Source organism: Calothrix sp. CCY 0018 (genome assembly GCF_963920925.1).
GTDB lineage: Bacteria > Cyanobacteriota > Cyanobacteriia > Cyanobacteriales > Nostocaceae > Rivularia.
This window is the reverse complement of sequence record NZ_CAWUDI010000019.1, coordinates 91,396-111,685: the sequence shown is the minus strand read 5'-3', so window position 1 is coordinate 111,685 and position 20,290 is coordinate 91,396. Positions and strand designations below refer to the sequence as shown.

Here is a 20,290-nt window from a genome sequence, read left to right as displayed (position 1 = left end):
AAACTAGCCACACATTCCTTAGCAAAAAGCTCGTCTTTAAGTTTAAGATAATCTCTACTACGCTTACTTTTATTCATCATAATTCCCCTCTCAACTGCTCCCGCAAACCCCTAATCGCAACCCCAGTTCCTTGCTCGGATGCAACTTTTAAAACACGACTAATAATTTCAGATAAATCAACTCTAGGAAAATACTTACTAAAAGCTTGCTGCTGATAGCTATCTCCTGACAAACCATAAATACTCAAACCGCTTTTTTTAAATAACCAAACTTCTGGAACTTTATAAGGTAGAAAATCCTCGGCAGCAGTATAGGAAGTAACATCAATTTCAATTACTAAATCGGGTGGTGGATCGATTTCCCAATTGATCCTATCTTTACCCACCGCAGCTTGCCAATTATCTATGTAAAAACAGTAATCTGGTTCAATTCCCCCTTCTTCGGGAATGTCCATTGTAATCGGCGTGAAGGCTTCGTAATTACGGTTTTCGCTATCTAAAAGTACGCCGACAATATCTCCTAAAATACTAGCTTCGCGTGCGTGGCAAAATAACGGACTCATAAGTAAAATTTCACCATCGCGGTATTTAATTCTGGGAATAGAATTATCACCACGGCGATCGCGCAGTTGACAATAATCTTGCCATGTTCCGAGCATTCGCACTACTGTTCCGGGAGGCAATTGAATCTCTTGAGGGGAAATTATGGCGTACATAGGTTATCTCTTCTTCTTAATGCTTGATTAAATCTAGCATTTTCCACCATTATAAAAACCACCAGGGAATGCAATTCCCTGGCTAATAACGGAAGTCATCTAAAGATGACTATCTTCACAAGATTGATGATTTAATCTTCTACTTTTACACCGCGCCAAAAAGCAACATAATTCTCAAAGTGTTTGGCTTTTTCTTTGGCTTCGGGATAATACCAAGCAGCGTCTTTGTTGACTTCTCCGTTAACTTCAATGTTGTAGTAATTTGCTGTACCTTTCCAAGGACACATACTATGTTTATCACTTTCTTTGAAGTATTCTTTCTTAATTGAATCTTCGGGAAAGTAATGATTTCCTTCTACCATAACCGTTTTATCGCTTTCGGCTATGACTGCACCATTCCAAGTTGCTTTTGACATAATTAAATCAATTATCAATTAACAATTATCAATGACCAGTTAATTATACCTAGTATTGAGTCACATTAATTTTAAGAGGTTTGAAGTAAAAACTTTAGTTCTTAAATAAAGGGCTTAAACTCTTACTACAAACCTTTATAATTAATACTCATTTACGAGCTTTTGAGTGATGCTAACTGCAAATATTGATTGCCTATTTTGATTGACATTTATCTGGATTTTGCAGCAATTTCGTCTGTTTTGGCTGCCATGATAAAGTCGTTGCGGTGTAATCCTCCGATAGCATGAGTCCACCACATGACGGTAACTTTACCGTATTCGGTGAGTAAAGCTGGATGATGTTCTTGATTTTCCGCTTCTTCACCGATTTTATTGGTAAAATTCAAAGCCGATTTGAAGTCTTTAAATTTGAAAACTCTTTCTAAAAGCTTTTCACCATTTTCTTCCTTGATATTCCATTCGGGAATCTCTGGGTGAAGCTTGCTTATCTCTTCCTCTGTGACAGGAGGTGAATCACCAGTACAGGCATCGCATTTTTGCTGTTTAAGGTTTCCCATGATTTTGTCACCTTTTTTTTATCGCATCTTATATAGCGAACATTAGCTGTAAATGCTCAAATTGTAATCTCTCGGAAGAAAGAAAACGGGGTGAAAAATATAGTTACACTGTCAGGGCAAACGCACCTAGCTTAATTTTAGATGCGTTTGCCCTGGCCTTGGAATCAATTTCAAGGCTCATGTGCAAAGTACCTTAAAACGCACTATAATTATCTAAAAACTTTACCTAGTCTGATTTATCAGACTTTATATATGAGCCTGGGAATTTATTCCAAGGCGTTTGTGAAAGCTAATTAAGAATGGTGCAAGATATCTGTTAATACAAACTTTAGTCGAATATTAGTCTAAATTTTATATATCAATTAAAAAACTGCTGAATATTACAAATAAATCCCGGTAAAATGGACGAAGTAATTTTATCATCTTCCATCAGCGTCGCAACTAACGCTAACTGAGCATCTTCACGACGATAAACTTCTATTTCTCGCAACCGCCAATCTACAATCCAATATTCCTTAACACCTTTAAGAGAATAAAGTTTTAATTTAGCTTCTTTATCGCGTCTTTCGTTTGTATTTCCCGCAGAAAGAACTTCAACAATCAATTCCGGCGCACCTGTTAAATGTCCCTCATCATCAACTAATTGCGCTAATCTTTCGTTACTAATCCAAACTACATCGGGAATAACATTATCAGCATCAGAAAATATAATTCCGGGAGTAAAAAAAGGCTGACCTAAATTTGTTTCTTCAGACCAGTTAAAGATATTAGCATAAATACGTCCACCAACACTCTGGTGACGAATATGTGGAGCGCGACTCACAAATAATTCTCCATCAATTATTTCATAACTTTTCCATTCATCTGCTGCTAAAACTTCTATATCGGCAATTGTCCAGCGGATCTTGTCTGTTGCTTGAGTCATAATATCACTATAGGTTAAAGGTTAAAGGTCAAAGGTGAATATTAACAAATCTAAACTCATAATTCCTAACTTTTAACTAATAGATAGCTCCGTCTAAGTTAGCGCTTTTTAAATCTGTATGAGATAGCTTTGCACCTCTTAAATCTGCTTCGGTTAAATTAGCGTTATTTAAGCAAGCATAATTCAAGTTTGCACCTCTAAGATTTGCACGGGATAAGTTTACATTCTGCAAGTTTGCTCTTAATAATATTGATTCACTTAAGTTACAATCGCTTAAATTTGCTTGAGTCATTTCTGCTGCCGTTAAATCGGCTTTACTGAAATTTGTATGACTCAAATTAGCCAAATTTAAAAGGGCGTAACTCAAGTTAATGTCAATTAAATCAAGGTTACAAAGTTCCGCACATCTCAAATTAGCATTATGAAAATATCTATCGCCAATTGCATAACGGTGTAAAAGCTTATCGGTTGTTAATCTATCTAAAATAACTTGAGATGCACCTGGATAGCACCATTTTGCTTGTATTAGATTTGCCGCTGTATTAATCGCAATTTCATCAATTTTATCTATTGCAACACCGTTACAATCATCGCGATCGCCACCTAACATAAAGGCAATATCAGAAGCTGCATTACATGAGTCAAACAGTATAATTTTTGGTTCTTGGTTGATTTCTAAACCAATTAATCTGTATAGTAAGTTTCTCATTATTCATTACCCGATAATTTTGATTTTGAGCAAATCGTAATTGAAATAATTTGAATATTTTTTCGGTTTGTCTGATATAAGAATAAATATTCAATAAAACCTACTTCCAATGTTCCAACTGATAGACGTATTCTGGGCTTACACTCTAATTGCTATTTTAATTCTTGTCGGACGTTTTATCAGACAGCGTATCGGCATACTGAAATCTTTATTCATACCCAGTTCGGTTGTAGCGGGTGCGATCGCCTTGTTATTGGGACCTAGTGCTTTGGGTGCGGTTATTAAAGCTACCGTCGGTGCAGAATCTCCTTTAGCTAACGGAATTTTTCCCGAAGCAATTTTAACGGTGTGGTCAAAATCTCCTGGAGTATTTATCAATATTGTGTTTGCAACTTTATTTCTGGGACAAATGATTCCCGGTTGGGGGACTATTTGGCGACAAGCTTCTCCGCAAGCAGCTTTTGGTCAAGTATTAGGATGGGGACAATACGTTATAGGTTTGATACTAGGAATTACAGTATTAACTCCTATTTTTAAATTACCTCCCATTGCAGCTTCGTTAATTGAAGTTGCTTTTGAAGGGGGACACGGAACATCGGCAGGGATGGCTGCTACTTTCGAGGAGTTGGGATTTCCTCAAGCTGCCGATTTATCTTTGACTTTAGCAACGGTGGGGCTGGTTTCAGGAATTATTATCGGTACATGGTTGATAGATTGGGGAAGACGGACCGGAAGAATTCAAGTGCAAAGCCGAGATGAGATCGGCTTGGGAATTGACGAAGATAGCATTCATACCCATACAGAAGAAGATCCATCGATCGCAGCTGCTAGAGATCGATTATTTAAGGATTTACTAATCGATCCGATATCGCTTAACTTTGGTTTTGTAGGATTAGCTGTTGCGATCGGTTGGTTAATTTTACAGGCTTTAGGATTTATTGAATCAATTACCTGGGGAAGCGGAGACGGATTAAAGTTAATTGCTTTCGTACCGTTATTTCCAATGGCTTTAATTGGTGGAATTTTAGTACAGCTGCTTTTAGTACGGACAAATCGCAGCTACATGGTTAGTCGCCCTTTAATGGAGCGTATCGGTGGATTGGCTTTGGATGTAACGATTGTGACGGCGCTGGCTAGTATTTCTTTAACTGCTTTGGGTGCAAATTTAGTTCCTTTATTAATATTGGCTGTTGCAGGTATTGTTTGGAATGTTTGCGTATATGTATTTTTAGCACCGCGTTTAATTCCTTTTTTCCCCAATGAAAGAGGTTTGGGCGATTTAGGGCAATCAATGGGAGTTACGGCTACTGGTATTTTACTTTTACGAATGGTAGATCCAGATAATCGTACCGGCGCTTTTGAATGTTTTGCTTATAAACAGTTATTATTTGAACCGATTTTAGGAGGTGGTTTATTTACTGCTGCTGCTCCGGCTTTAATTGTGAGGTATGGTTCGATTCCGATGCTGTTGTTTACTTCTGTAATTTTGGCTTTTTGGTTGATATTTGGGTTTTGGAATTGTAAGCAGTTAAGGAAGAGTAAAGGATAAAATTAAGTTTTTAGTAAGTGATTCAGCATTTAAAAGAGCGATAAATCGCTTACTACGAACCCCTATATTTGTTCTCTTACCCATTTACGGAAAGCTTTGAGGGTTGCATTTCTTCCTTTTGTTCTACTTTGTTGTAAATATTGGGTAATTACATCAATTAAAGGTAATTCGGGAAAATTAAGGCTTTGTGTAGACTCGATGTAAACGCCATCTTGTAAAATATTAATTTGCAGCTTTTCTTTTTCAAAGCGCCATAGTTCAGGAACTTTCAAAGCTTGATAAATACTCGGATGGGTACGGGAAGTAACATCAATTTCCAAAGCTAAATCCGGAGGAGGATCTATTGATAAATCTAAACGTCTTTTACCGCGAATTTTGCTTTCATTTTGAATGTAAAAGCACTGATCTGCTTCTATACCTTGTGCCATTGCTTGATTTTTAAAAGTTGTAGAACCAAGGCTTCTAAATTCAATATCAAGTTCTTCTAAAAGGGCTTTGACTAAATCACTAATAATTTCTTTATCATCTTCATGTTCGGGTAGTGGTGCCATAATCTCTAACATTCCGTTATCGTAAGCAATTCGTGCTGCACGGTGTTCTCCTAACTCTTCAAGAATTGTTTCAAATTCCTGCCAAGTTACATTTTGCAACAATACTCTTTGTCCTGGTGGAACGTGAATGCGTTTTAATTCTAATAACATTTTTTAGTTATATATGAGAGTTGTTTAATTATTATTTTAGATGATTCTATGTCTCAGAGCGGTTGTAAACTTTAAAGTAATAACATAAGTATAATTGGAAAATTAAATAATAGTTATTTAGATAAGATTATGTTTACTAACGATCTTCCTACATCTTACAGCAAATTTACGTTAGCAAAAGTAAAACAAAAGTTTGAATTGACGACTAACGAAAAAGTTGATTTATTTATTGATACACCTAACTTAGAACCAAGCCAGGTTTTAAAAGAAACACTTGCTTACAATCTTCCTTTAGCTTTAGCTAGCAATAGTGAAAAAGCCCGCTCGGAAATGATTATTTCTCCAATATTAATTGAGCTTAGAAAGCAATTACAGGATAATATAAATATTTTTTCTGGGATTGAATTTAATGTTGAATCAGAACAGGGTTTAACTGGAGTTTGCGATTTTATCATTAGCGATTCTCCAGAACAATTATTTATCAGTGCCCCAGTTATTACCCTTGTCGAAGCAAAAAAAGAAAATATTAATGCTGGTTTGGGAGAATGTGTAGCAGAAATGATCGCAGCAAGAATTTTTAATGAACGCTCTAAAAATGAAATTCCGGCAATCTATGGTACTGTAACTACCGGAACTAACTGGAGATTTTTAAAGTTAGAAGGAAGTACTATTAATATTGATTTGTCTGAATATTATTTAAGAGATGTAGATAAAATATTAGGTATTTTAGCAATGGGGATTAGTTCCGCGTGAGGAAATAGGGAATAGGGAACAGGGAAAAATAATTATATATTTGACAAAATGTCTAATACGAATTACAACTATCAAAATCACACAATGTTGATAATTGATAATTGTTAATTGATAACTGTTAATGACAAACCGCACTCAGCGAAATAAACCTAGTCTAATAGATAAATCTCTAGCTTTCATTGAAAAAATAGGGAATCAGCTGCCAGATCCGATTACGCTATTTTTTATACTATCGGTTGTAGTTGTTTTGATTAGCGCGATCGCATCTTTGCTAAATGTATCGGTAGTCAATCCTAGCGATGATAAGACTATTGCTGCGGTATCTCTACTTACTGCCGAGAATATACGCAGGATGTTTACTGAGGCCGTGAATAATTTTACTGAATTTAAACCGCTTGGTACCGTACTTGTGGCGATGTTAGGTGTCGGTGTCGCGGAATCAACGGGGTTGCTTAGTGCATTATTAAGACGAATAGTATTAGTTGCGCCGGGAAGGTTTATCTGTCCGGTTGTGGTGTTTGCGGGTGTGATGGGCAATATCGCTTCTGATGCTGGATATGTAGTACTTGTACCGTTGGGTGCGGTAATTTTTCTGGCTTTTCGTCGTCATCCCCTCGCAGGTATTGCAGCGGCTTTTGCAGGGGTTTCCGGTGGCTATAGCGCTAATTTAATTATTAATCCTCTCGATCCTTTACTTGCGGGATTATCTCAAACAGCGGCACAGGTAATAAAACCAAACTATCAGGTAAATGCCACTGCAAATTACTATTTTATGATAGTTTCAACTTTTTTTATTACTTTAATTGCCTGGTTTGTCACAGAAAAAATTATCGAACCGCGTTTGGGAACTTATAACCAAGATGAAGATATCCCAATGCAAACACTAACACCATCGGAAAGAACAGGTTTGCGTTGGGCGGGTTTTTCTTTATTAATATTTGCAGCATTTATCGCGGCTTTGGTTTTACCACCACAAGGTATTCTACGCAATCCAGAAACGTTTACAATTATTCCTTCACCTTTCATTGACAGTATAGTTATCATTATTGCCTTAGCATTTCTAATTCCAGGAATTGTTTACGGTAAAATTTCTGGAAGAATTGCCAGCGATAAAGATGTTGCCAATGCTTTAGGCGATTCTATGGCATCGATGGGTTATTACATTGCCTTAGCGTTTATTTCTGCACAATTTATTGCTTATTTTAGCTGGAGTAATTTAGGTTTAATCTTGGCGGTGAATGGTGCCAACTTTCTTCAAGCAACGGGATTTACTGGCGTACCGCTGATGCTAATGTTTATCGTTGTGAGTATGTTAATTAACTTATTTGTCGGTTCGGCTTCGGCAAAATGGGCGATAATGGCACCAATATTTGTTCCGATGTTTATGTTAGTGGGATATTCGCCGGAATTAACGCAAGCTGCATATAGAATTGGCGATTCTTCTACTAATATAATTACGCCGTTGATGCCTTATTTTCCTGTTGTGGTGGCATTTGGTCAAAGGTACGATAAAAGTTTGAAAATTGGAACTTTAATTTCTTTGATGTTGCCTTATTCAGTGGCATTTGTGATTGGATGGTCGATTTTATTTGTAATTTGGTTTGTGTTGAAGTTGCCTTTGGGGCCGGGAGCGGTTTCAATTATCAGTTAACAGTTATCACCCGGAGGGTGTGGCTCATCAATTAAAACCTTACCTCGCCTAAAGGCACCCCTCTCCTTAATAAGGAGAGGGGAAGGGGGTGAGGTTTCGATGAGATAGGTTTTAAAGATTTATTGATAGAGTTTTGCTGTTTCTAGCCATTTTTTACCCATTTCAATGGGAATATCTGAGGGTTCGCAGAGAATTTTAATTAAGTCCATTCCTCCGGTGGTAAGTAATTTTTGAACGCGGAAGTTTGTTCTGATTTCTTCCCTAAATTTATTTACAAATACTTGCTTTTCGTAGTCAGAATTAGTTGGGTAGGTTGCTTTTAATGGTGCTAGTAATTCTTGGATTTCCTTGGCGGCTTCTGTAAGATTTTTTTGTTCTCCAGAGTTGGTTTTTTCAGTAGTTACCTCCGAGGCTTTAACCGTATCTGCGGCATTAGTTTTCTGAGTCTTTACCTCCGAGGCTTTAACTGTATCTGCGGCATCAGTTTTCTGAGTCTCTATTTCCGAGGTTTTAACTTCATCTGCGGCATCAGTTTTCTGAGTCTCTATTTCCGAGGCTTTAACTGTATCTGCGGCATTAGTTTTCTGAGTCTCTACCTCCGAAGCTTTAACTGCATCTGCGGCATCAGTTTTTTGCTTATCTATTTCCGAGGCTTTAACAGTATCTGGGACATTATTTTTTGGAAGGGCTATTTCCGAAGCTTTAAATCTACCCGCCCCATTACCAAGCCTTATGCGACTGAAATCGAATTTAGGAGTTTCTGACATAATAAAAATTAGATAGTAACAATTAATGCTATCACACCAGTTTTTTATTCTTGCAACCGTTAAAAGACTGATTCACTCACCATAAGTAAAATGTCTTTCTCTAATTTTTCCCATAACTAATGCTATTGATTGCGTTTTGCTGTTTCCAACCATCGCTTTCCCATTTCAATGGGAATACCCAAGGGAGGACAAAGTATTTTAATCAATTCAATTCCACCAGCTAACAGCATTTCCCTAATTCGTGCGTTTTTTCTAACTTTATCATCAAAGTTAACAACAAAATTTTGTTTATCCGCTTCTGTTTTAATCGGATAGGTTTGTGCAATTTGCGTCCAGTTGTTGATAAATTCTTGCTGCTTGGCTTCGGTTATATTTGGGTAACTTTGAGAAAGTTTATTTAATAAATCTTGGATTTCCTTTGCTGATTCGGCGAGAGTTTGTTTTTGTTCGGAAACATTTTTACCGATGACAGTACCTTGATTTTGTTCGATAATCTGTACCGTTTCTGGGTTTCCAAAGTTGTATTTAGATTGTTGTGGTTTATCTGACATATTTTTACCTCTTTAAAAAGTATAAAATTTAGATTTATTCTCAGATTTATTTACCGTAGACATTACCATCATTCTTTTCAATAATTTGTACTGTCTCGGCATTTATACTATATTTACTATTTTGATTATTTTCCTGTTCTTCTATTGGTAAAGAGTGGAAGATTTCATGATTATAAAACTTGTAGCGTTCTTGGATGAGTTTTAGTGCTTCGGCAACTCTCCAAAACACACTATATTCATGTTCGTTTAATAAAATATTATGTAATTCTGAAATAGCTTTTCCGTATCCTAACATCCCTAATGCTTCAACTGCGCTCTCTCGAATATAGGATTCTTCATCTTTTAGTGCTTTTACTAAAGTATTTACTACAGATTCACTACCAATTTTAAGTAATCCATTTACTGCTACATTGCGAACACCAAAGTTTTCATCGCTTAAAGCTTTATCAAATGTTTGTATTGCTTTATCGCTGCCGATTTCTTCTAACGCGTTTATGATAGCTGCACGAACTACAAAATTCATCGGATGTTGTGTAAACTCTGCATCATATGCTTGACATAATTCATCTACCATTGAGTCACTACCGATATCGCCTAACATTTTAGCAGCATTAAATCGAGTCATAAAATCCTGACTTTTTAAATCATCTTTAAATTTCTCTATATTCCTAAAATATTCTTTTTTATTTACATTTGTTTTATTTTTTCTTTCATAAAAAGAATTATATTTTTGTACTAAATATCCATCTTTAAAATAAATATTTGGCTGACCATATACACCCAATTCTATCATATTATCTTCATGCCTTCGTCTTTCATGTGATATATGTTTTGATTGCTTATTCAAAAGAAGGTTCTTATTTATTTGAGGAATTTCCAATTGATTAATAATACTTTTTGTCTTCTCCTGAAACTCTTTTCTTACCTCTCCCGCCAACCGCGCACCCAACATCAAATCCACTTCTAACCCTAACCTTACCACCCGCAACGCTTGCGCTTCATGTTCAACTAATGACAATATTAACGCTATAGATTCAGTCCATTTCAACAAGTTTAAATAATCGCGCTTTAACTTCGCATCACTTAAATTCGGTAACAACCGCAGTAAATATTCAGCAGCATAATATTCTTGAAACAGTTGATGGTGAAATTCAATCGTATCTCGCTCGGATTCTGATGCTTTACTTTCTAATAAACAGTGCTTTAACAACCCGTCTAACCAATCTTTCGCTTTTCCATGAAACTCTACCCTACCTTTAAGAAAATTCTCAAAAATTGCTTCTGTGTCACTGCGACAAATTGACAGTTGAAAATTTGTAGGATTCTCTTGGGGATTTTTCGGTTGCATCATCTCAAATGCGAGATATTCTAATAATTCCCGTTTCCAACGTCGCAACCCTTCCGGAATCGGAACAGTTTCTTTGTCTTCTTTTAGCTGATTAACTTTGCTGTCAAATTTACGAAATAATTCTCCCCTATTTTTTGGGATTTCTCCGCTTAATTTAAATACATCGCACAGCATCTTCAATATCAAAGGAGTTTCCCCCAATTCCCGCAGTCGGTTGTCTAACTGCTGCAACATTTGCTCACCCTGTTGAGGAAGATACGCTATAACAAACTCCCGCATCTGCTTTTCTGTGAGAGGTTGCATTTCTAGTTGCTTATCAATCCCTAAGTTTCCCCCTAAACCTAAATCCCGCGTGGTAAAAATCATCGGTGTTTCGGAGTAATCTTGACGAAATCGAGCAACATTATCCCGTGCTTCATCGGATGCTAATTCGTTCAAACCATCCATCAACAGCAATAATTCCCCGTCAAATAACAAATCTTCAATTTCACTAATATCAATGCGGTGTTTGTTCTTTCGCAAAAACTTGTAAATTAACTTTTCTACAAAAGTATCCCAGTTACGAAGTTCCACCAAAACCGGAATCTTCCGCTGTTTTCCCTGGATTAATGCTTGTGCATCTTCCCACAGCAATTGTTGTAAAGCAGTTGACTTTCCCGAACCAGGTTTACCTCTTAAAAGTACGTGTTTCTCAGCATATTTACGAATACCTTCTAACACTGGTAAAGGTGGTGTTTTTTCTTCTTCTTGCTTTTTTCGTTCTTGCTTCGGCTGTATCTCTTGCACCATCAAACCAAAGTCAAAATATTCCACATCTGTCAACGTGTAAATATTCCCCCAGCATTTATACTTGTCGCCGATCGATTGCAGATAACTTTGAAACTTTGGATGGTTAACTGTTGTCATTCACGGGTATTATATTTAACGGTATAAGTTAGATACAAGTGTAGACGATGATTACTTATAAAGTTTCCTATTGGTGTAAATTTGTAAAAAAGTATAGGTATTCATAATGAACAATCAGAAATTCAACGCCACCGAATACGTAGAACAAACAGCTTTATTACTAAATTTTAATTTACCTGACGAATACCGCGATGGAGTTGTCGCAAATTTTGAGAGAATTCAAGTTATAGCGAAACTTGTTTCGGAGTTTCCTTTACCAGAAGATATTGAAGCAGCACCAATTTTTGAACCATAATATTGAACTGAACCATGAATTTAGACTCAGCCGATGCGGTATCAATTGCAGCCGCAGTACAACTAGGAAAAGTTAAAGCAGTCGATGTTGTCAATGCAACCTTAGATAGAATTGCCAAGCGCGATCGCCAACTCAACTGTTTCACAACGGTAACTGCGGAAACTGCTTTAAAAGATGCAGCGCTGATTGATCAAAAAATCGCCCAAGGTAACAATCCCGGTTTGTTGGCTGGGGTACCTTTCGCTGTCAAAAATCTTTACGATATCGCCGGTTTAACTACTCTTGCTGGTTCAAAAATCAATGCTGAAAATCCCCCAGCTACTCAAGATGCAACGGCTGTAGCAAAGCTGAGAAATGCCGGTGCAATTCTTGTAGGTGCGTTGAATATGGATGAGTACGCTTACGGTTTTGTTACCGAGAATTCCCATTACGGTGCTACTCATAATCCCCACGACTTAAACCGTGTAGCTGGTGGCTCATCTGGAGGTTCTGCTGCTTCGGTAGCTGCTGGTTTGGTTCCCTTAACTTTGGGTTCGGATACTAACGGTTCGATTCGCGTACCTGCTGCTTTATGCGGTGTTTTTGGTTTAAAACCGACTTATGGAAGATTGTCGCGGGCTGGTGTGGTGCTATTTTCCAGCAGTTTTGACCATGTTGGGCTATTTGCACGGTCGGTGAGAGATATTGCAACAGCTTTCGATGTTTTACAAGGGGAAGATGCAAGAGATAATGTTTGTACGAAACGTCCTGTTGTAGAGACGTTATACATAACGTCTCACGTAACGTCTCAAAATATTGATGGTTTAAAAATTGCGATTGCAACTGATTATTTCACCAAAAAAGCCGCACCGGAAGCGTTAGAAGCTGTACAAAAAATTGCTGATGCCTTAAATATTTCTGAATACGTTTCTATACCAGAAGCTCATCGCGCTCGTGCTGCTGCATACATAATTACGGCATCGGAAGGCGCGAATTTACATTTGGATAAATTAAAATCCCGTCCCCAAGATTTTGATGTTGCTACAAGAGATAGATTTATTGCAGGAGCTTTTATTCCTAGTAGCTGGTATATTCAAGCTCAACGATTTAGAAATTGGTATAAACAACAGGTTCGGGAAATATTTCAAAATGTCGATGTAATTATTGCTCCGACAACACCAATTTCGGCACCGGAAATTGGACAAGAAACGATGAATTTAGACGGCGAAGAAATATTAGTTCGTCCCCATTTAGGATTATTTACTCAACCGCTATCATTTATAGGTTTACCTGTTTTATCAGTTCCCATTCAACAAAAGAATGCTTTACCTTTAGGAGTGCAATTAATCGCCGCTCCCTATAACGAAACGGCGATTTTAAGAGTTGCTGCGGTATTGGAGAAAATGGGAGTTATATCGGCGGAAATTGTTTGAGATTAAGTTAAATTATATATGAATAAAAACTTTATTAGACACTGATAGTACGGAGAAAGAGAAATAATTTGTGTCTTTATAAGAGTTTTTATGCAAAATTCACTGCCTCGACACTGCAAATTAAGAATGTTAACCTTGAAAAGATTTATTGCTAATAAAGAATTTACAGGGAAACAAAAATGGTGGAATGGGCATTCAAGGGTTTTGTCAAAAAAATGGAGCGTTCAGCTAAACATATTTCAAAAGATGCTGTTAAATATAGCAGCAAAAATATAAATAAATTATTTGACGATCAAATAAACCCATTAGCCGACAAGCTAGACTATATAGCTCAAAAACGTATAGAACAATCAATAAAAAGTACGGAAAAGCTAGAATCTAAAATTAAAGCAGATATAGATTATCTTTTAAATGCTGCTGATGAAAAAGTGAGTAATAATCTTTGTAAAATAAATGTAATTCGCCAAGAAACACTAAACGATATAAAAATAACTATAGCTGAAACTGATTTTTATTTAGAAAATCGGATTAATCAGCTTTCATTTGTCGTCATGGAGGCTTTAAACTCAACTCAAGATATTACTCAAAATGCGTTATCAGAACTTAAGCTTTTAGAAGAAAATTTATTTCAAGACGCTAATCAGATAGTTGATAAGATAGACGAAATGATAGATGGAAAATTAGAAGCAATTCGCAACGAGTTGAAAAAGCATTTAGCTCACGCTCTACCAAACCCGCTGGACAAATGCAGACAGTTATTAAATATAAGATTTAAACCTGGTGCAATGCTCTCTGATATTGAGCTTTATGAATTAAGTGAATGCTATGAGCTAAGTAAGTTAAATTAAAATACTTTGATTGATGAAGTATTAAAGACTTACGGACAACTTCAACAAAATTCAGCAATGATGGCTGCTTTAGTAAAAAAATCTCCAGAGTTAAGAAGACGAGCTATTGAAGACTGGATAAAATATGGTTTACTCTGTAAATTCTGGCGCGAGACTATGAGGAATTACGATAATACGGAAATTAAAGTTACAGAAAATCAGCCCCCTTATAAACTTTTAACAGGTAATTGATTATGAATTATAAAACACCATTAGACTACTACGAAAAAGCAATTGAAGAATTAAGAAGCACTCAAGAAGAGTTGCAGAAAGAATTAGAAATCATCAAAGAGATCCAAGCTGAAAACTTCAGTTTAAAGGCAGAACTTAAAAATACAAAACAACGCTTAGAAGAATTAGAAAATAATACTGAGCAAAAAATACAACAAGTTAAAGATGGAATTAAGAATGGTTCTATTGTTGCTAAAAAAGCAGTAATGTTACGTGCTAGAGATGATAAACACTGGATGGAGTTTAAGTATCTCAAAAGTGGAAAATATGATACATTTTTAGTTCATACAACCGATGATACTTGGTATCACTCTGTTAGAGTTGGAGCCGCTGATAAGCTAAGAGATTAATATTAAGATTAACTTTTACGATCGAATTGATATTTACAGACATTTTGCAGCATTCATTCTCAACAAGCAAAAATCAACCCACTTTCTTCTTCCAGAAAACTACTTTTTAGGTTAGCAATTTGCAATAAACCGGCTTTTTTGTTAATGTGCAAGATATAACTTGATTCGTATTTCAACAAACAAAAAAGCCATTAACTGCATCAGTCAATAGCTATAAATACTATTTAAAAAACTACAAGATTAGTTACAAACCATGCTGTTGATGTACCCAAATCCAGAATTGAAATCCACCGGAAACCATAATATCAGTCCAGTCATCGAATAAGTCTTGATGCACGCCAGGCTTTAGATGTAAGTGTTGTTCGAGTACTACTATAGCGAGAGTTTCTTCAGCGGTAATTCTGATGTCCAAAAAGGCTTTAGGAAAACGCTTTTCTTTGTTCCAGTCGTTACATAAAGACATTGTGCGTTCCCATTCATCCTTGGGAATACGCGTATTAGAAATTAGTCTAACGGAATAAACATCTTCTTGAGGCCCCTCAGCACAAAAGACTAGAATGACTTCACATCCTAATTCTTCTTGGTAGGGAAACTGCACCACAAAATCATCGTCATCGTCTCTCGTAAATCGCAATTCTCTGTTAGTTAAATAAGTTTCTATTACGCTACGGTCGAAGTTTTTAACTGTAGCCAGATTAGATTTGGTTAATTGTGGTTCTACTTTATTATAGAGTTTTCATAAAAATTATTAAGTATATAAAATACGTGGATACACTTAACTTCTTAGTTAAGAAGAATAATATTGTATTTATAAACACTTTTGAAATTTTAAACCTACAATTGCTATATCTAAAATAATATTAATACTTATTTAGAATTACTTAAAACTCTTATGTTGGAATAAAAAAATAGATTAAACTAATCTTTTCTTAATTTAAACTGATTTAAAAGTTTCTGGATAAACAATATTACCACAATAGTTTGAGCTATAATTTGCTAAAGGTTTGACCATAAACGCATCTTCAGGCACGGGGAATGGTGATTCGATACCAAAATCAACTGAAGGTTGAAATCCAAAATGAGAATAAAACTGAGAATTACCTAATACAACAATCAACGTTTCTCCTAATACATTTGCTTTATTTAAACCAGCATTTATTAATGCACTACCGATTCCTTGGTTTTGAAAATCTGGATGAACTGCTATAGGAGCTAAACCTATAACTTGAAATGTTTCTTCACCTACTAAATGAATGTAGCTAAGCATTGAATGAGCTACTACAGAATTATTGACTTGTGCAACTAATGTCAGTTGGGGAATATAGTATTGAGAATTACGAATATTTTCAACTAAATCGGCTTCCTCTTGTCTACCAAAGGCTAATTTGTGAATTTGCGCTATTGCTACGTAGTCTGCTTGAGTTTCAGGACGAATATTCATCGTTAATTATCGTTAGTTAAATTTTTCGTTAAGTAAACGCGTAAGAGTAGACTTTTTACTTTACCCGTACACACGTTAGTTACCATATGTTGTCAGATTTTATAGGTTTTGATTATAGTTTTTTCTCAGCTTTTATGCCGCAATTGTTACGGAAAAGCACAAAATAATGTAAGCTATTTTATTAAAGTTTATATTTATTTACGTTTAACGAGAACAAACTATGTTGGCTGCAATACTATTCGATTTAGATGGAACAATTGTTAATACCGATCCAATACATTATCAAGTTTGGCAAAAGATTTTACTTGAATATAACGTAGAAATTAACGAAGAAATATATAAATCTAATATTAGTGGTAGGTTAAATCCAAATATTATTCAAGACTTATTACCGCATCTATCGGCAGAAGAAACGGAACAATTTGCAGAAGAAAAAGAAGCGATATTTCGTACTCAAGCCTCGTTAATCGAACCAATAAATGGATTTGCACAATTATTAGCATAAAGCAAAAAGCATCACTTCAAACGTGCTTTAGTTACCAATGCTCCGAGACTTAACGCATATTTTATGCTGGAAGCTTTGCACTTAAAAGAAGCTTTCGACATCATAATTTTAGCAGGAGAGGAAGTGAGACAGTGCAGTCTTGGGGGTTTCCCCCATGAGCAACTGCGAACCCGGAGGGCAGCAGCCAAACCAGACCCCACACCTTATAAAGTAGCTTTGGAAAAATTAGGAGTAAATCCACAACAAGCTATAGCTATAGAAGATTCTGCTTCCGGAATTAGTTCCGCTATTACCGCAGGTATCCGCACTTTCGGTATGGCTTCCACTCAAACCCCGAAAGCTTTAAAACAATTTGGTGCTTTTATGGCAATTTCCGATTTTACAGATTTGCAGCTATGGACGTTTCTTGATGCTGAAATAAATACAGCTATGTAACAAAATGTAAATAAGCTCTAAAACTTTATTTCTACAGCAAAACTCTTTATTATATACTCTATAATTGCTTTCCAAATGTTTAACGAGCAATCGAGTTAATTATGCATAAAATAGATATTCCCTATTTATGTACCATAAAGGATTGCGGTGTTTTGGTATAATATACTTTAAGTTTAATATCTATTTCATAAAATTTAAACAGATGGTAATACCCCAATTGAATAAGCGTTTAAAATTATTTAAGAGTTTAGACTAAAGTAATTAACTACAAGTGTATTTTCTGAACTATGCTTGTATTCAGACAAAACTTAAATTACACTGTCTTTAAATCAAAGCTATAAAAAGCATTAAATAGTTGCGCTTTATACAGGCATCGGTTAGATTCGGATGTAAAGTTCATCTCCCCTCTTGAGAAAAGTTGGCAACTCCAGAGCTTAAGTGAGAATCGGAAAGTATTCAGATGAAACTTTTCACGTTTATTCCACTAAGGATTTTGTGTAAAGCCATTTAATTGAGACTAATTCCTAAAAGGTACCGTATCATCATCTCAATTCTATTTTCTGAGAGAATTATTGACCCGATCTTTTTTATATTTTTATTGAGAATATTTTGCAAGATTATCGAAAAATTAGATATAGTAAGGCTATGGCTCGTAAAACCGTTTAAAATTATCTGGATTATGAAAAATGTGGAAACTGTGTAAATGCTTAAGTAGCTTTTTTAACTACTGCTTTAATCGACAACTTGCATATGCTTTCAATTTCAATTTCAATATCGCTCAAAATTTACTTGCATACCTAAGTATCAAGCGTATATATAAGTTCTATTTAGATATAAGGATATGTATAAATAGCATAAAAATTGATATGTATAACCCCGAAATAATTGGCATATTTATAAGTAAAAACCCTAAATCTCAAGCGATAAGCGCCCAAAACATACATAAAAGTACCGAACTAATAACTATCCATAGAGGTAAAAGTTTAATTTTGTGTAGTCAATTAAGCCATTAGTAACATTTTTTCTAGCATCAGAGACTTTTAATAAGGAAAGTGTTATAAAAAGTCTATAGGTTTTGAAAACTGAATAAATTTTGTTGTTAAATAAGTGTTTCCTGTTTTGAATCAGAAGTATTGCAATGTAATTATGATTGAGAAATGTTTGTAGTAATCAGGATTCTAAGGGAAATTGATAGTAGATTTAACTATCTGTATGCGTAATATTCTTTTTGCAAGAAGACACTACCCATGTAAGTTAGATGAAAAAAAAATTTTGTTCCGATAATTCACGAGAAGCAGCAGAAGATATCATTGGTACTGCTACTAACAATCAAACTTATGTTTTGATAGAATGTCCTCCTCCTTGGCATGCGGATGCTTTCAGTTCCAGATGGGTTCCGGACAATTTGCGATTGTTAGTGAAAGAAGCCAAGCTTGCGAAATTACCGATTAAATTTCAGTTAATTGCTAATGATTTATCGCATAAAGTAGACTCCACAACTCTTTTGATTTATCACCAAGAAGAAGGAGGAGGTAAAGGATATTCCAAGAGAGAATTTAAGTTAGAAAATATCGAACAAGCAGCACCGACTATTAAGAAATGGTTATGGGCAAAAAATCTCAAGTATGAAATAGATGCAACTACCAAAAGAGATATATTAGTTTGTACTCATGGTAGTCACGATAATTGCTGTGCTAGATACGGAAATCCGTTTTATTTTAACGCGAAAAATATAATTTCCGGTTTGAGTTTAGATAACGTGAGAATATGGAGATCCAGCCACTTTGGCGGACATCGATTTGCACCAACAATGATAGACTTGCCTCAAGGAAGGTATTACGGCAATCTTGACCAAGAATCATTTAAGTCAATATTGACTCATACTGGCGATATTAAGCGTTTCAAGGATATTTATCGAGGTTGGGGAATTTTACCCAGATCGATTCAAATTGTTGAAAGAGAATTAATACTGCGTTACGGATGGGATTGGTTTAATTTTAAAGCCGCAGGTAGAATTGTCGAGCAAACTCCGGATAAAACCAATGTATTAGCAGAGTTAACTTTTGAGAAGCCCGACGGCTCGGTTTATAGTTACCAAGCTAAACTTGTGAAAAACAATAGCAAGACATTAACACTCAAAGCTTCTTGCAATGCCAACCATGAAACTCTCTTGTTAAAGTATGATGTTACTAATATGTGGCTTGCTTCTCGACAGTTGGTGAAAGTAGCGAGTTAATTTATCTAGCGTTCGTAGTGCTTTTGATGGATATTAATTCTCTTCGCTTAATTCCAAACAAAGCAATTTGAGTTACCAGGTGTTTCTATCAAATACTGTGTTTTCTTTAATTTTGTATAGCAGTTCTCGATTGAGTAGAATAATAAAATGATGGACTTCAAACCATCTACAAAAATATATTTAACTCAATGGCGGTAAATTATCTGAGTCAATACCTTGAGATAATAAATAAGCAATTAACTTTTCTTTTTGTTGACGTTCTTGTTCGGCACGTTGACGTTCTTCTTGTATTAGTTCTACTGCCCAAGGTAGCATTTTATCTGCTTCATCCCACCAGCGCAACCAATATCCGGTTCGAGCTTCTTTTGTACCTTGCCAAGTTCCCAAAAATAGATTCATCGAAGCGATAAAATGACGGGCATCGGGGTTAGGCTGTTGTAATTCATATCGTCCGTTTTCCAGTTGATAAAATTCCAGTAAACCCCCATTTTGATCAAAAATAATATAAACTGGTACTTTTAAAATTTGTTCGAAAAATAACCATTTTCCCGGTGGATAAGTTCGTTTAACGCAATATTCTTCACCTTGAGTTTCTGACAAAAATTCCATCACCACCGTAGGAATATCACCATTTAATAAAGGTGTATAGCTTCTACGATCCTCTTGAATAGAATTTACAGATGGAATGTAAACCCAATCTGGAGCTTTCGCGATAAATTGCCCGTTGATTGTGGCACAAATTCCAAAATTTGAAGCAATCAGCATTTGGGGTTGAATAAACCCAGATACTTCTAAACTTTCCCGTAATGCACCTGCTAAAAGCGGTTGTCCAGTATCTTCGACTGGTTCATCCTCAAGCTGAAAATCTTCGGGTAAAGCTTCCCAGGATATCACCAGTTCGGTTGAAGATTTGGGTTTATCAATTTGGGTTGCCATAAAAACCGCTTATT

Annotated in this window: 21 protein-coding genes and 1 pseudogene; 10 read left to right on the top strand and 12 right to left on the bottom strand. The window is 35.7% G+C overall.

Going from position 1 to position 20,290, the window contains the following annotated elements; genetic code table 11:
• Positions 1–76 precede the first annotated feature (76 nt).
• The 5 genes from ACM03V_RS15615 to ACM03V_RS15595 all read right to left on the bottom strand — a co-directional run bounded on the left by ACM03V_RS15615 (position 77) and on the right by ACM03V_RS15595 (position 3,322).
• Positions 77–715, bottom strand: coding sequence for a Uma2 family endonuclease (locus ACM03V_RS15615; RefSeq protein ID WP_414621708.1), 639 nt, complete (start codon positions 713–715; stop codon positions 77–79).
• Positions 716–846: 131 nt separating this feature from the next.
• Positions 847–1,131 (bottom strand): DUF427 domain-containing protein, encoded by a 285-nt coding sequence (locus ACM03V_RS15610; RefSeq protein WP_414621707.1) that lies wholly within the window; start codon positions 1,129–1,131, stop codon positions 847–849.
• Positions 1,132–1,340: 209 nt separating this feature from the next.
• Positions 1,341–1,688 (bottom strand): 4a-hydroxytetrahydrobiopterin dehydratase, encoded by a 348-nt coding sequence (locus ACM03V_RS15605; protein WP_414621706.1) that lies wholly within the window; start codon positions 1,686–1,688, stop codon positions 1,341–1,343.
• Between the two features lie 358 nt (positions 1,689–2,046).
• Complete coding sequence (locus tag ACM03V_RS15600; RefSeq protein WP_414621705.1) at positions 2,047–2,613, bottom strand: Uma2 family endonuclease; 567 nt, start codon at positions 2,611–2,613, stop codon at positions 2,047–2,049.
• 76 nt (positions 2,614–2,689) lie between these two features.
• Positions 2,690–3,322, bottom strand: coding sequence for a pentapeptide repeat-containing protein (locus ACM03V_RS15595; RefSeq protein WP_414621704.1), 633 nt, complete (start codon positions 3,320–3,322; stop codon positions 2,690–2,692).
• Positions 3,323–3,431: 109 nt separating this feature from the next.
• Here ACM03V_RS15595 and ACM03V_RS15590 point away from each other — a divergent pair, with 109 nt between their 5' ends.
• Entirely contained in the window at positions 3,432–4,871 is a 1,440-nt protein-coding gene (locus ACM03V_RS15590) for a sodium/glutamate symporter (protein WP_414621703.1), read from the top strand.
• A gap of 62 nt (positions 4,872–4,933) precedes the next feature.
• On the opposite strand, the gene ACM03V_RS15585 is transcribed toward ACM03V_RS15590, so the two are convergent.
• The gene (locus tag ACM03V_RS15585) at positions 4,934–5,572 is read right to left on the bottom strand and encodes a Uma2 family endonuclease (protein ID WP_414621702.1); all 639 of its coding nucleotides are present in this window, start codon (positions 5,570–5,572) and stop codon (positions 4,934–4,936) included.
• Positions 5,573–5,701: 129 nt separating this feature from the next.
• Between ACM03V_RS15585 and ACM03V_RS15580 the strand changes: the two genes are divergently transcribed.
• Together ACM03V_RS15580 and ACM03V_RS15575 are read left to right on the top strand one after the other, a co-directional pair.
• Positions 5,702–6,325 carry a hypothetical protein gene (locus tag ACM03V_RS15580; protein WP_414621701.1) on the top strand — a complete coding sequence of 208 codons (624 nt, stop codon included), beginning with the start codon at positions 5,702–5,704 and terminating at the stop codon, positions 6,323–6,325.
• 121 nt (positions 6,326–6,446) lie between these two features.
• Positions 6,447–7,976 carry an AbgT family transporter gene (locus ACM03V_RS15575; protein WP_414621700.1) on the top strand — a complete coding sequence of 510 codons (1,530 nt, stop codon included), beginning with the start codon at positions 6,447–6,449 and terminating at the stop codon, positions 7,974–7,976.
• Between the two features lie 119 nt (positions 7,977–8,095).
• On the opposite strand, the gene ACM03V_RS15570 is transcribed toward ACM03V_RS15575, so the two are convergent.
• The 3 genes from ACM03V_RS15570 to ACM03V_RS15560 all read right to left on the bottom strand — a co-directional run bounded on the left by ACM03V_RS15570 (position 8,096) and on the right by ACM03V_RS15560 (position 11,548).
• Entirely contained in the window at positions 8,096–8,743 is a 648-nt protein-coding gene (locus ACM03V_RS15570) for a hypothetical protein (protein ID WP_414621699.1), read from the bottom strand.
• Positions 8,744–8,865: 122 nt separating this feature from the next.
• Positions 8,866–9,294: a hypothetical protein gene (locus tag ACM03V_RS15565; RefSeq protein WP_414621698.1), complete on the bottom strand. Its 429-nt coding sequence runs from the start codon at positions 9,292–9,294 to the stop codon at positions 8,866–8,868.
• Positions 9,295–9,340: 46 nt separating this feature from the next.
• The gene (locus tag ACM03V_RS15560; protein WP_414621697.1) at positions 9,341–11,548 is read right to left on the bottom strand and encodes a HEAT repeat domain-containing protein; all 2,208 of its coding nucleotides are present in this window, start codon (positions 11,546–11,548) and stop codon (positions 9,341–9,343) included.
• 106 nt (positions 11,549–11,654) lie between these two features.
• On the opposite strand from ACM03V_RS15560, the gene ACM03V_RS15555 reads away from it, so the two are divergent.
• The 5 genes from ACM03V_RS15555 to ACM03V_RS15535 all read left to right on the top strand — a co-directional run bounded on the left by ACM03V_RS15555 (position 11,655) and on the right by ACM03V_RS15535 (position 14,723).
• Entirely contained in the window at positions 11,655–11,843 is a 189-nt protein-coding gene (locus ACM03V_RS15555; protein WP_414621696.1) for a DUF4089 domain-containing protein, read from the top strand.
• Between the two features lie 14 nt (positions 11,844–11,857).
• Positions 11,858–13,255 carry an AtzE family amidohydrolase gene (locus ACM03V_RS15550; protein WP_414621695.1) on the top strand — a complete coding sequence of 466 codons (1,398 nt, stop codon included), beginning with the start codon at positions 11,858–11,860 and terminating at the stop codon, positions 13,253–13,255.
• Positions 13,256–13,434: 179 nt separating this feature from the next.
• On the top strand, positions 13,435–14,103 hold the full coding sequence (locus tag ACM03V_RS15545; RefSeq protein ID WP_414621694.1) for a hypothetical protein: 669 nt from the start codon (positions 13,435–13,437) through the stop codon (positions 14,101–14,103).
• A gap of 6 nt (positions 14,104–14,109) precedes the next feature.
• Positions 14,110–14,334, top strand: coding sequence for a hypothetical protein (locus ACM03V_RS15540; protein WP_414621693.1), 225 nt, complete (start codon positions 14,110–14,112; stop codon positions 14,332–14,334).
• A gap of 2 nt (positions 14,335–14,336) precedes the next feature.
• Positions 14,337–14,723: a hypothetical protein gene (locus ACM03V_RS15535; RefSeq protein ID WP_414621692.1), complete on the top strand. Its 387-nt coding sequence runs from the start codon at positions 14,337–14,339 to the stop codon at positions 14,721–14,723.
• Positions 14,724–14,967: 244 nt separating this feature from the next.
• Here the strand turns inward: ACM03V_RS15535 and ACM03V_RS15530 are convergent, their stop codons facing one another.
• Together ACM03V_RS15530 and ACM03V_RS15525 are read right to left on the bottom strand one after the other, a co-directional pair.
• Positions 14,968–15,384, bottom strand: a complete 417-nt coding sequence (locus tag ACM03V_RS15530) for a YbjN domain-containing protein (protein WP_414621733.1) — start codon at positions 15,382–15,384, stop codon at positions 14,968–14,970.
• A 273-nt stretch (positions 15,385–15,657) separates the two neighbouring features.
• The gene (locus tag ACM03V_RS15525) at positions 15,658–16,164 is read right to left on the bottom strand and encodes a GNAT family N-acetyltransferase (protein WP_414621691.1); all 507 of its coding nucleotides are present in this window, start codon (positions 16,162–16,164) and stop codon (positions 15,658–15,660) included.
• A gap of 220 nt (positions 16,165–16,384) precedes the next feature.
• Here ACM03V_RS15525 and ACM03V_RS15520 point away from each other — a divergent pair.
• Together ACM03V_RS15520 and ACM03V_RS15515 are read left to right on the top strand one after the other, a co-directional pair.
• Positions 16,385–17,104 (top strand): annotated as a pseudogene (locus tag ACM03V_RS15520) (HAD family hydrolase).
• A gap of 1,258 nt (positions 17,105–18,362) precedes the next feature.
• Positions 18,363–19,340, top strand: coding sequence for a sucrase ferredoxin (locus tag ACM03V_RS15515; RefSeq protein WP_414621690.1), 978 nt, complete (start codon positions 18,363–18,365; stop codon positions 19,338–19,340).
• Between the two features lie 180 nt (positions 19,341–19,520).
• Here the strand turns inward: ACM03V_RS15515 and ACM03V_RS15510 are convergent, their stop codons facing one another.
• On the bottom strand, positions 19,521–20,276 hold the full coding sequence (locus tag ACM03V_RS15510) for a Uma2 family endonuclease (protein WP_414621689.1): 756 nt from the start codon (positions 20,274–20,276) through the stop codon (positions 19,521–19,523).
• Positions 20,277–20,290 lie beyond the last annotated feature (14 nt).

Bases quoted from the DNA above. Each gene is read 5' to 3' on its own strand.
- ACM03V_RS15615 (WP_414621708.1), bottom strand. From the start codon at position 715: ATGTACGCCATAATTTCCCCTCAAGAGATTCAATTGCCTCCCGGAACA.
- ACM03V_RS15610 (WP_414621707.1), bottom strand. From the start codon at position 1,131: ATGTCAAAAGCAACTTGGAATGGTGCAGTCATAGCCGAAAGCGATAAA.
- ACM03V_RS15605 (WP_414621706.1), bottom strand. From the start codon at position 1,688: ATGGGAAACCTTAAACAGCAAAAATGCGATGCCTGTACTGGTGATTCA.
- ACM03V_RS15600 (WP_414621705.1), bottom strand. From the start codon at position 2,613: ATGACTCAAGCAACAGACAAGATCCGCTGGACAATTGCCGATATAGAA.
- ACM03V_RS15595 (WP_414621704.1), bottom strand. From the start codon at position 3,322: ATGAGAAACTTACTATACAGATTAATTGGTTTAGAAATCAACCAAGAA.
- ACM03V_RS15590 (WP_414621703.1), top strand. From the start codon at position 3,432: ATGTTCCAACTGATAGACGTATTCTGGGCTTACACTCTAATTGCTATT.
- ACM03V_RS15585 (WP_414621702.1), bottom strand. From the start codon at position 5,572: ATGTTATTAGAATTAAAACGCATTCACGTTCCACCAGGACAAAGAGTA.
- ACM03V_RS15580 (WP_414621701.1), top strand. From the start codon at position 5,702: ATGTTTACTAACGATCTTCCTACATCTTACAGCAAATTTACGTTAGCA.
- ACM03V_RS15575 (WP_414621700.1), top strand. From the start codon at position 6,447: ATGACAAACCGCACTCAGCGAAATAAACCTAGTCTAATAGATAAATCT.
- ACM03V_RS15570 (WP_414621699.1), bottom strand. From the start codon at position 8,743: ATGTCAGAAACTCCTAAATTCGATTTCAGTCGCATAAGGCTTGGTAAT.
- ACM03V_RS15565 (WP_414621698.1), bottom strand. From the start codon at position 9,294: ATGTCAGATAAACCACAACAATCTAAATACAACTTTGGAAACCCAGAA.
- ACM03V_RS15560 (WP_414621697.1), bottom strand. From the start codon at position 11,548: ATGACAACAGTTAACCATCCAAAGTTTCAAAGTTATCTGCAATCGATC.
- ACM03V_RS15555 (WP_414621696.1), top strand. From the start codon at position 11,655: ATGAACAATCAGAAATTCAACGCCACCGAATACGTAGAACAAACAGCT.
- ACM03V_RS15550 (WP_414621695.1), top strand. From the start codon at position 11,858: ATGAATTTAGACTCAGCCGATGCGGTATCAATTGCAGCCGCAGTACAA.
- ACM03V_RS15545 (WP_414621694.1), top strand. From the start codon at position 13,435: ATGGTGGAATGGGCATTCAAGGGTTTTGTCAAAAAAATGGAGCGTTCA.
- ACM03V_RS15535 (WP_414621692.1), top strand. From the start codon at position 14,337: ATGAATTATAAAACACCATTAGACTACTACGAAAAAGCAATTGAAGAA.
- ACM03V_RS15525 (WP_414621691.1), bottom strand. From the start codon at position 16,164: ATGAATATTCGTCCTGAAACTCAAGCAGACTACGTAGCAATAGCGCAA.
- ACM03V_RS15515 (WP_414621690.1), top strand. From the start codon at position 18,363: ATGAAAAAAAAATTTTGTTCCGATAATTCACGAGAAGCAGCAGAAGAT.
- ACM03V_RS15510 (WP_414621689.1), bottom strand. From the start codon at position 20,276: ATGGCAACCCAAATTGATAAACCCAAATCTTCAACCGAACTGGTGATA.